Source organism: Magnetococcales bacterium, assembly GCA_015228935.1.
GTDB lineage: Bacteria > Pseudomonadota > Magnetococcia > Magnetococcales > DC0425bin3 > HA3dbin3.
This window is the reverse complement of record JADGCO010000125.1, coordinates 1-10,606: the sequence shown is the minus strand read 5'-3', so window position 1 is coordinate 10,606 and position 10,606 is coordinate 1. Positions and strand designations below refer to the sequence as shown.

The following is a 10,606-nucleotide window of genomic DNA, read 5'->3' as shown; positions in this document are numbered from 1 at the left end:
GCTTGAAATCATCTCAAAAGCAGCTCGAAAAATGGGAAAAGCTGCGAAGATGGGTGAAGAGATTGCAGGACAGGCAAATGTGTCAACCAGGCATTCAGATACCCTTTGGCAAAGGTCATTTCCAGGGTGACCCAGGTGCAGGCGAAAATTGCCACAAGCAGATGCCCATGATGTTTCCAGACCAGGCCCATCTGTGTACAACTCATAAAACGCCAATAAATCAAGGAAAGAACAAGAATATACAGGAGTACGGGTGAGACACCGATGTCGGTTTCCCACAGACCGTAGCCACAGCCCGTTGCGGCAACTTCGTGTCCGTCGATGGGAAGGGCCAGAGGCGTTGCCGGGAAACGATCTGGATTGATCACACCAAAGAATTGTTGCGCAGCAAAAGGCAAATCCGACTCCTTGGTCCACAGGATGACGGATCTGGGAATGATTGCTGCGATAATCAGAGACACTGGTATATAAAATAACTGGAAAAAAAAGCCTGCAAAGGCATGCAACTCAAAAACTTGAATAGGATATTTTCTAAATTTTTCCAATTATAGATGTATTTTCTAAAATAAGAGCTAAAAATAGATAGCTTTGATTGCTTTATTTAACACCACTTTAATTTTTATGCAATTTATTCGGGCCATGCATTCGCAGCCGACGTTTCGAAAGCCTATGCCGATGCATGATGTTGAGAGAATGTTTATTATTTTTGGAAAGATTTATTGAATTGTAGCCGATTGTTTCACGGACAAGGTAAAGTGGTCGTTGCTTGACTTCAATAAAGACTCTTCCCAGGTATTCTCCCATGATACCGACACCCATCAGGATCATGCCACTGAAAAACAGAATGAACACGACCAGTGAAGCGTATCCTGGCACATCAATGCCGGCAACCAGGGTACGGAGGACGATGAACAACATGTACAGCAAGGAGGCCAGGGTGATCATGCCACCCAGGTAACTCCAGATGCGCAAGGGAACAGTGGAAAAGGAAAAAACACCATCCAGGGCAAAATTCCAGAGTTTCCAATAGTCGAATTTGGTGGTTCCCATTGTGCGTGATGGTCGGGAATAGGTGACGAAGGCTTGCGAAAAACCCAGCCAGGCAAAAAGACCTTTCATGAAACGTGTGCGTTCACGGGCAAGGCCGAGGGCGTTGATCACCTTGCGGTCCATGAGCCGGAAATCTCCGGCATTGTATTGAATCGGAATATCGCTCAAGGCATTCATGATTTTGTAAAAAAGATTGGCGGTTGTGCGTTTCAGCCTGGAGTCCATGCTGCGGTCAATCCGCACGCCGATCACCATGTCATATCCGGCCTGCCATTTTTCGACCATGGCTGGAATGAGTTCTGGAGGATCCTGGAGGTCGGCATCGAGGGGTATGACGGCATGTCCGGTTGCGTGATCGATACCAGCGGTCAAGGCCAGGTCTTTGCCAAAATTACGGCTCAGATCGATGATCTTGACCCTGGAATTTCTGGCATGAACGGCGCGTAGTTTGTTTAATGTGTTATCCTTGCTGCCATCGTTGACGCAGACAATTTCGTATTGAGATGTGATTTTTTGCAAGATGGGAGTAACCGTTTCAAAAAACAAATCCAGGGACTCCTCCTCGTTGTGCATGGGAACGACCAGGCTCAGCAGAGGAGTTGCAGCAGGAAAAAAAACATGACCGATGGGTGATTGAAGACTGGATGGCATGGCCGATTTATTCTGGTTTTGTCCAAAAACGGGCTGATTTTTGCGAAGGCGAGTGAATCCGTGGATGGCTTCTGTGTGACATCTTCATGGAATTATTTTTGATTTTCCGTTGTTTCAAACCGGTTTGCGTGGATGGCAAACCGGGCAATCGGGCTGTTGTCGCAGTGGCACGATTCGGCGTCGCCCGGCCCAGGCATCGATGGTCAACAGACGATCCAGGAGATGTCCTTGTTGACCGGCGAGCCAGTATGAGGCTTCCATGGCCATGAGCCAACCCACTTCTCCCACCAGGGAACCCAGGACGCCCTGGGTCCGACAATTGGGACCTTCTTCCTGGGGAGGTCCACCGAACAGGCACCGCAGGCAGGCCGAACGACCAGGAGCGATGCTCATCACCTGGCCCATGCCGCCGGTGGCTGCCCCGTGGACCAGGGGCATGCCCAGGGCCATGGCTGCGTCATTGGCGGCAAAGCGGGTTGGAAAATTGTCCGAACCGTCAACCAATACGTCATATTCCCGTGCCAAGTCAACGATGGCGGTTGTCTCTTCCAGACGCACCTGCCGGGTTTGGATGCTGAAATCCGGGCGACGTGCCAGGAGGTGTTTTTCAAGACAGGTCACCTTGGGTTTGTCCAGATCCTGTGTGTGATAGAGAATCTGCCGCTGGAGATTGGAGAGGGCGACATGATCCGGGTCCACCACCCCCAGACGCCGGACAGGCGTTCCCAGCAGAGCAAGGGCCACGGCCACCCCCAGTCCACCGGCTCCGATCAGCAGGATGCCGGGCATGCATGGATTCCGGTATTGTGGAAGAGTGGCCTGTCTTGATCCTGGAGCGGGCGCGGTTTTTCATGCCCTGGACCGCCTGTCATAGGGCACAGGAGAAGCATTGCAGGACATTTCCGGAGATTCCGGCCCGACTGGCCCGGAGGATCAAATCTTCGAGGGTGATCCGGTCCATCATTTCCAGGATTTGCCATTCAAACTCGGCCCACAGGGGACGGATCACTTTTTTGCCGATGGGGCCGTTGGCCACTTGTTCGGGCCAGGCTGTGGCGACAATCTTTTTTTCCCAATACATGGCAGCGCGGGCAATATCTCCCACGCTGATCCGGGATTTTTCACGGGCCAGAACGTAACCGCCCCGGGGTCCGCGCACGCCTTTCAGGATGCCGGCTTTGACCAGGCGTTGCATCATTTGCTCCAGATAGCGTTGGGGTACGCCCTGGCGATGGGTCACTTCCCGGCTTTGGACCGGCTTGCCCATGGAATGACAGGCAATATCCACCACCGCTTCGATGGCACACACCAATTTTTTGGAAAACTTCATCATGTTGTGTCCCCCTTGTCCACGACACTGCCAGGATACACCTATGATCCAATATTTCCGAAAACTCCAGACGCATGGTCAGACAGGGTGTCATGCGGCGGCTGTCTCATGCTGACCCGGAATTACCGAAACGTCGCGCCAGTTTATCGACCAGACGTTCCGCGACAGCCTCTTTGTCCAGGAGTGGCCAACGCTCTTCGCCGCCATTTGGGGTGAGAAGTGTGACACGATTGGTATCCACTCCAAAACCGGACCCCTCTTCCAGAATATCGTTGACGACCAATAGATCACATTTTTTGCGGGCCAGTTTTTCATGCCCGTGTTCCATGGCCTGCAAGCCGGTTTCGGCGGCAAACCCGATGATGAGCTGACCGGGTTGTCGTGTGGTGACCAGCCCGGCCAGGATGTCTGGATTTTGTACCAGATTTAATGAAATTTCATGATTGTCCTGATTTTTTTTCATTTTCAGGGGGTGGCGGGTCTTGGGGCGGTAATCTCCCACGGCGGCGGTCAGAATGGCTCCCTGGCATGTGGGCCAGACCTGGCGGGCGACGGCCTCCATTTCCAATGCTGAAATGACGGGCATGGCACGCACGCCCCAGGGGGGGGGCATGGCAACCGGGCCATGCACCAGGATGACGTCGGCCCCGGCCCGCAAGGCGGCATTGGCCACAGCCCAACCCATTTTTCCGGAAGAGTGATTGGAGATGAAACGGACTGGATCCAGCTCTTCCCGGGTGGGACCCGCGGTTACCAGGATGGTTCTTCCTGCCAGGGGTTTTGGTGATAATGTCCGCACCATGGCTTCCAGGAGAACCTCATTGTCCACCATGCGTCCCACGCCATGTTCGCCGCAGGCCAAGGGACCGCTGGCCGGACCCACAAAATGGATGCCATCGTTTTGCAGGGTGGTGCAGTTGCGCCGGGTGGCTGGATGATTCCACATGGCGGTATTCATGGCGGGTGCCACGAGTACCGGGCCACGCCGGGCGAGCAGGACGGTACTCAGCAGATCGTTACCCATGCCGGCGGCCATGCGGGCCAGCAGGTCTGCCGTGGCGGGAGCCACCACGAGCAGGTCTCCTTCCCGGGCCAGGCGGATGTGGTCCAACTCCCGCTCCTGCTCCAGACAAAACAGGGCATCATGTACCACTTTTCCTGAGAGGGTCTGCAAGGTGACCTTGGTGACGAATTCCAGGGCGGCAGGCGTTGCCACCACGGTCACTTCGGCTCCGGCTTCGCGCAGACGTCGGATCAGATCCGGGGTTTTGCAGGCTGCAATGCCGCCGCCAATCCCCAGAACTACATGCCTGTGTGCCCAGAATCCCAAAATCCTCTCCTCTTGATGCACGGTTTGCCTTCAACAGGAATCTTTAATAAATATATTATAAAGGTGAGCTTGCAGCGACACCATGCCGAATATGCAGCATCCTGAAAAATTATTTGGAACCGCCTTTTGGGGCCTTGATCATCGTTTCGGCCATTTTTGTAACGGGGTCCAGGGAGTTGGCGACCGGACAGGTCCAGGACAGAGTCCTGGCGGGGTATGGGGCGGAGCCCCATGCTGTTTTTTACGCCCCCCCTTTCCCCGGATTTTTTTTGCGCCGTTTGCAAAAAAAATCCGGGGGGCGGGATCGCCAGAGATACAAAAAAAGTCGGGCCAAAAAAAATATTTGCCTGTCAGAGACCAGGTGCGGAACCGCGGACCACCCGGGGTCGGTGGCTGTAATCCGGCAGGATAGTCACCTGTTCCAGGCCGCTTCGGAGCATCTCCTGTGCCACGGCCTCCCCCTGCTGGATGCCGATCTCGACTGCCAGCAGACCACCCGGCTTTAAAAAGCGGCGGCTGGCGGGAATCAGACGCTGGTGGATTGCCAGGCCATCCGTTCCGGCCAGGAGGGCTTCCCCGGGTTCCCAATCCCGTACCTCGGGTTGCAAGCCTGCCCATTCGGCGGCACCGATATAAGGCGGGTTGGCAACGATGACCTGAAAACGTTCTTCGGCCATGAGAGGGGCGTACAGATCACCGGCCAATAGTCGCACCCGGTTGGCCAGGGCCAACCGTTCGGCATTGTGGCGGGCACATGCCAAAGGGGCTGTGGCGCTGTCGATACCGACCCCTTTCGCCAACGGATATTCGGTCAATAAACTGAAAAGAATGGCCCCGCTTCCCACGCCGATATCCAGAATATCCAGGGGAGTCTGTCGGTCCGGAAATCGTTCCAGGACGGATTCCACCAGACATTCGCTTTCGGGACGGGGAATCAGGACGCCTGGTGTGACAAGCAGATCCAGGGACCAGAATTCGCGGTGTCCCAGGATATAGGCCAGGGGTTCGCGGGCTGCACGCCGTTTGATCAAAATTTTAAAAGCGGCCCGCTCACTGGGGATCACGGGCCGCTCGGGATCCAGAAACAGGTCGATACGGCGTATGTTCAGGGCCTCGGCCAGCAGAAGCTCCCCATCGAGACGGGGGGCTTCGACGCCGTACCCGGCCAGCCAGCCGGTTGTCCACTGGAGCAACTCCCGCACCGTCCAGGTTCGGCTTGCAGTCACCCGGGTTCCTCCTGTGACTTGCCCTTGATGGGTTGGCGGTTCAGATTGACTCGTCGCTTTCCCTACCGTTTGACAGGGGCGGCAAGCGATGCCACGACGGTCTCCGAACGATCCAGCATGGCTACGAGCTGCTTGCTTTTGTTGCGAAAATCAGGCATGTACCTGGCGACAACGGGCATGGCGGCTGGTGACTGGATGGAGAGCGGGTTGATGGCTTCGCCATTGAGGAGGACTTCATAATGGAGATGGGGGCCGGTGGTGACGCCGGTCATGCCGACCCGTCCGATGATTTCACCTTGTCGAACCCGCGATCCCACATGCAATCCAGACGCAAAACCTTCCAGATGGGCATAGCCTGTCGAGTATTTGGTGTTATGGCGAATCACGACCAAGTTGCCGAAACTGCTTTTCCGGCTCCGGAATGTGACCACACCATCGCCGGCTGCCCGGACCAGGGTGCCGACAGGTGCTGCATAATCCACGCCTTTGTGGGCACGACTGAATCCGAACACCGGATGTTTCCGGTTCATGGAAAACTGTGACGAAATGCGTGAAAAGTCCACCGGGGCACGGATGAACATTTTTTGCACATTCTGGCCGTTGGGATCGAAATATCCGGTGCGTCCTGAAGGGTCGGTATAGCGGATGACCCGGTAGGAGTGGCCCTGGTTGATAAACTCTGCGGCCAGAATGTTCCCATCCCGGACGGGGCGACCGTTTTCGAGATACTCTTCGTAGACGATGGTAAACCGGTCGCCGGCGCGAATATCACGGGTAAAGTCAACATCCCACTCGAACAGGTTGGCCAGTTTGATGCTCATTTGTTGTGACAGACCGACCTTGCGTCCGGCCACGAACAGGGAGCCGCTCAGGATGCTGCTGGCTGCCCGGATGCGATGTTCCAGCTTGCGTTCGATCATTTTGGGAACGAAGCGGTTGTTGTCATCGCGGGTCAGCAGAAACGTTTCTTCGTCATTGACCGGATAGGAGAGTGCGGTCAATTCACCGTCGGAGCCGAAGGCGAGTCGGAAGCCCTTGCCGGGTTGCAGGTGATGCGCCAGATCGTAGACCGGGCGCGCGGCATCGGCCACTTCCTGGGATGTGGCATGGTCCACTTCGTTGCGACCCAGGATGGCTGCCAGGTGATCTCCGTCACGCACAAAATCCTTCACGGTCCGATGCGCGGATTTGAAGGTTTGTTGCATTTGGGAGACCAACGTATGGTTGGCTTTGCTGCGCGGAGTCTCTGTGGCGGTGGTCACCTGGGCGGCGGCCGCGATGGGGGATGGTCCGGAATTTTTTCCGGCGGGGAGTGCAACCACATTGTTTACTTCCACAGCAGCCTGAGGCGGCTGGGACGTGGACTCCTGGGGTTTGACAGCCGGGTCGGGGCTGGCGATGCGTAATGGGGGTGGTTCGGCCATGGCAACGTACCCGGGAGCGGGAACGGTGGCACGGGATGCAGTCCCGGCAGCGGTTCCGGCGGCAGGTCCGGCAGCAGGTATTGTGGCTTCGGCTGTGGTTGTAATTGGCAGCGGGGGTGGCAGCGGAGGGGCCACCGCACCCTGGATTTTTTCCGTATCGGCAATTTTCCGGGGGGGCGGGGTGGGCAGCCGTGGTGATGTGGCCGTATCGGCTTTATCTGCTTTGGCTATCGTTGCCAGGGGCAGAGGTTGCGGTGTTGGCGGCACGAATGGACCCGGACTGGCACCTTCTCCGCCTGCTTTGGCGACGATGCCGATTTTGGTGGTCTCTTCCTGCAAGGCTTCCTGGACCCGTCGTGAGACTTCCAGGGCACTCTGAGCGACCTGGGCGGCGGTTTTGGCGATATCAGAGGTTTCGGTTTTGGAGGTTTCGGTTTTGGTTGCATCTTCCGCCGGAGTGGTGACGGGAGAATTGGATGCGAGAGGTTTTGGCGAGAGGCGTGCGAAGGGCGGAACGTAAGGCCCTGCAGGGGGTTCCGGTGTTTCCGGCTTGGTTCGGCTCTCTCCGGAAGCGTTTCTTCGGGGCACAGCCGCCGGGAATGGTACCCAGGGAATGGTTTGGTCCGCAGTTTGAATTCTATGGTTTTTTTCTGATCCGGTACTGGCATCAAGCGCCCGATGGGCCGCCATGAGGCTGAGTGTCAGGACCCCGGCCATCAGCAGATAAGAGCGACCGCTGCGACGATTCAGGATACTTCGTTTCCTTCCCGACGATGGGAAGGATCTCCTTTTTTGTTGTTCGAGTCTGGAAAACATACTTCCTCTCATCCGATCCAGTCAGAGGTTCGACGTTCTGGAACCAATAATCCATAATCCATGAAGCAGTCCCAGGATGCAAATTTCAGACCGATCTTCACTTCCTTGGCGAACGAACCCGGTCCATGGGCAGAGGCGAAACTCGGAAAAGAGTCCTATCTACCGGTCTGCGGCAGTGATGTCAAGGATACTCCTCCTGCCTGGTTTTGCATCCAGACGGAAATATCGGTCAGGGCGCGCCGACTCAGGGCTGGTTTGCGTTCGCGATGCGGCGTGCGGTCCGGCAGGGGAGGGAGGAGGCCGAAGTTGATGTTCATGGGTTGAAAATGATCCGAGGTTGCCCCGCTGGAAATGTGATTCAACAGGGCTCCATGGGCTGTTGTGGTGGGAGGGGGGACGGGATTTTTTCCGGTTGCCAGGCTGGCCAAAAAAATTCCGGCCAGAAGACCCATGGCCGCCGATTCGACATAGCCTTCCACCCCGGTGATTTGTCCGGCGAAAAGCCAATTGGGCCTGGAACGCAATTGCAAATGGTCTCCAAGCAGACGGGGGGCATCGATGAATGTATTGCGATGCAGGGCACCCAGGCGCATGAATTCTGCCCGGGCCAGTCCGGGGATGGTCCGGAAGAGGCGTTCCTGGGCCGGCCAGGTCATCCGGGTCTGAAATCCCACCATGTTCCAGAGGGTTCCCAGGGCATTGTCCTGGCGCAACTGCACCACGGCATGGGGTTGGCGACCGCCTTGATGTGGATTGCCCAGTCCGACGGGTTTCATGGGGCCGAAGCGCAGGGTTTCCCGGCCCCGGGCGGCCATGACTTCGATGGGCAGGCACCCTTCAAAGCAGGGTGTCTGATCAAAATCGCGGGGTGTCACCTTGTCTGCTGCCAATAAACCGGTCACGAAATCGTCATATTGCTGGCGGTCCAACGGACAATTGACATAATCGTCGCCGTCGCCTTTTCCATAGCGGGACTGTTTCCAGGCCAGCGAAAAATCGATGGATTCCAGTGCCACAATCGGGGCGATGGCATCAAAAAAAGCCAAACGGGAACGTCCCAGGGTTTGTTCCAGGTGGTGGGCCAGGCCATCCGAGGTCAGGGGACCGGAAGCAATGAGACACCAGCCCTGTTTGGGCAGGGTTGTCACCTCTTCCCGGACCAGGGTGATCAGGGGATGGGCGAGAAGGCGGGCGGTGATCCAGCACGAGAACGCTTCCCGGTCCACGGCCAGGGCGCTGCCGGCGGGTACCCGGTTGGCGTCAGCGGCAGCCATGATCAGACTTTCCAGCAGCCGCATTTCCTGATGCAGCAGGCCCACGGCATTGCGGCTGGGATCATCGGAACGCAATGAATTCGAACAGACCAGTTCGGCCAGTTGGTCGCTGCGATGGGCAGGGGTCAAGCGTTGCGGACGCATTTCGTGCAGGCGCACCGGAATACTCCGCCGCACCAACTGCCAGGCCGCTTCGCTTCCGGCCAGGCCGCCGCCGATGATGTCAATGGGTTGCATGGGGAATCTTGACTCCAGGGTCAGGCGCAAGAAAGTCTGCTTCGTCCGGCTCTCTTGCGGCGTACCCAATTCGGAAGGTTCGAAAGTTTTCAATGCCCGTTTCATGGATTAGAACTGTTTTCGACGATTGCATCTGCCCTGTCAAGAGCCGCTGCCGGTTTGCATGTTGCCCATGGATCCATGGGATTTGGCAATGTTATGGTGGCGGGTCATTCATCAACAGTGCCTGGGGAGGTTCGACCGTGAACGATTTTTTGCGCAGTGTGGCCCGCCATACCGGTGCTGGTGTCCTCCATGCACGTGGCTTGCAGACGATTCAGGTCAACCTTGGCTTGCGCTGCAACATGGCGTGTCGGCATTGTCATGTGGCGGCAGGGCCGCACCGACAGGAGAGCATGACCTGGCAGACCATGACGGAAATTCTGGATCTGGTGGAGCGGTCGGGCTGTCGGCTGGTGGATTTGACGGGTGGCGCTCCCGAGTTGCATCCGGAAATTCGCCGGTTTGTGACGGAACTGCGCCGGAAACAGGTGGCTGTTCAGGTACGGACCAATCTGACCGTGCATACCGAACCCTCGGTGGCCGGTCTGGCGGTTTTTTTCAGTGAGCAGAGGGTCCGGCTGGTGGGATCCATGCCTTGTTATCTGGAGCAGAACGTCGATCTTCAGCGGGGGACAGGGACGCATGCCCGTTCCCTGGCTGCGTTACGCATACTGAATGGACTGGGTTATGGAGTGGATCCAGGGTTGCCTCTGGATCTGGTCTACAATCCGGGGGGACCGTCGTTGCCGCCGGATCAATGTCGTCTGGAAGCGGATTATCGGCGGGAGCTGCAAATTCGTTATGGTGTGGTGTTCACGAATTTATTGACGATTGCCAACATGCCGATTGGGCGTTTTCGGGCGGATTTGCGGCGGCAAAACCGGGAGGCGGATTATTGGAACCTCTTGCGTGCGGCATTCAATCCCGGCACGTTGGAGGAGGTCATGTGTCGCAACCAGATCAGTATCGGTTGGGATGGCACCTTGTATGATTGTGACTTCAATCTGGCCTTGGGGTTGGGATTGGCTGCTGTGGACAAGCATGTGACGCATTCCGACCCGCGCCGCCTGGCTGAACGTCTGATAGCCACCGGGGAGCATTGTTTTGGCTGCACGGCGGGCAGTGGTTCTTCCTGTCGGGGTGCCCTGGTGGCCTGAGAGGCTGTCTAATGACTTGTTAATTTCAAAAAAAACGAATGAAAAACTGGGATGGAGGTCCAGGAGGAA

Annotated in this window: 9 protein-coding genes; 1 reads left to right on the top strand and 8 read right to left on the bottom strand. The window is 56.7% G+C overall.

All coding sequences use genetic code 11. The features are described from left to right. Positions 1 to 8: 8 nt before the first annotated feature. The 8 genes from HQL65_18640 to trmFO form a co-directional block, all read right to left on the bottom strand. On the bottom strand, positions 9 to 398 hold the full coding sequence (locus HQL65_18640; protein ID MBF0138256.1) for a hypothetical protein: 390 nt from the start codon (positions 396 to 398) through the stop codon (positions 9 to 11). Positions 399 to 612: 214 nt separating this feature from the next. Continuing rightward, complete coding sequence (locus HQL65_18635) at positions 613 to 1,701, bottom strand: glycosyltransferase family 2 protein (protein ID MBF0138255.1); 1,089 nt, start codon at positions 1,699 to 1,701, stop codon at positions 613 to 615. Positions 1,702 to 1,815: 114 nt separating this feature from the next. Further along, a complete protein-coding gene (locus tag HQL65_18630) occupies positions 1,816 to 2,490 on the bottom strand; it encodes a HesA/MoeB/ThiF family protein (protein MBF0138254.1) in 675 nt (224 codons plus the stop codon). Positions 2,491 to 2,569: 79 nt separating this feature from the next. Continuing rightward, the gene (locus HQL65_18625) at positions 2,570 to 3,034 is read right to left on the bottom strand and encodes an Rrf2 family transcriptional regulator (protein ID MBF0138253.1); all 465 of its coding nucleotides are present in this window, start codon (positions 3,032 to 3,034) and stop codon (positions 2,570 to 2,572) included. Between the two features lie 103 nt (positions 3,035 to 3,137). Further along, positions 3,138 to 4,361, bottom strand: a complete 1,224-nt coding sequence (gene coaBC / locus HQL65_18620) for a bifunctional phosphopantothenoylcysteine decarboxylase/phosphopantothenate--cysteine ligase CoaBC (protein MBF0138252.1) — start codon at positions 4,359 to 4,361, stop codon at positions 3,138 to 3,140. Positions 4,362 to 4,711: 350 nt separating this feature from the next. Then, a complete protein-coding gene (gene prmC / locus HQL65_18615) occupies positions 4,712 to 5,587 on the bottom strand; it encodes a peptide chain release factor N(5)-glutamine methyltransferase (protein MBF0138251.1) in 876 nt (291 codons plus the stop codon). 62 nt (positions 5,588 to 5,649) lie between these two features. Further along, positions 5,650 to 7,827: a peptidoglycan DD-metalloendopeptidase family protein gene (locus HQL65_18610; GenBank protein MBF0138250.1), complete on the bottom strand. Its 2,178-nt coding sequence runs from the start codon at positions 7,825 to 7,827 to the stop codon at positions 5,650 to 5,652. 155 nt (positions 7,828 to 7,982) lie between these two features. Next, positions 7,983 to 9,338: a methylenetetrahydrofolate--tRNA-(uracil(54)-C(5))-methyltransferase (FADH(2)-oxidizing) TrmFO gene (gene trmFO / locus HQL65_18605; protein ID MBF0138249.1), complete on the bottom strand. Its 1,356-nt coding sequence runs from the start codon at positions 9,336 to 9,338 to the stop codon at positions 7,983 to 7,985. A 92-nt stretch (positions 9,339 to 9,430) separates the two neighbouring features. On the opposite strand from trmFO, the gene arsS reads away from it, so the two are divergent. Further along, positions 9,431 to 10,537 carry an arsenosugar biosynthesis radical SAM protein ArsS gene (gene arsS, locus HQL65_18600; GenBank protein ID MBF0138248.1) on the top strand — a complete coding sequence of 369 codons (1,107 nt, stop codon included), beginning with the start codon at positions 9,431 to 9,433 and terminating at the stop codon, positions 10,535 to 10,537. Positions 10,538 to 10,606 lie beyond the last annotated feature (69 nt).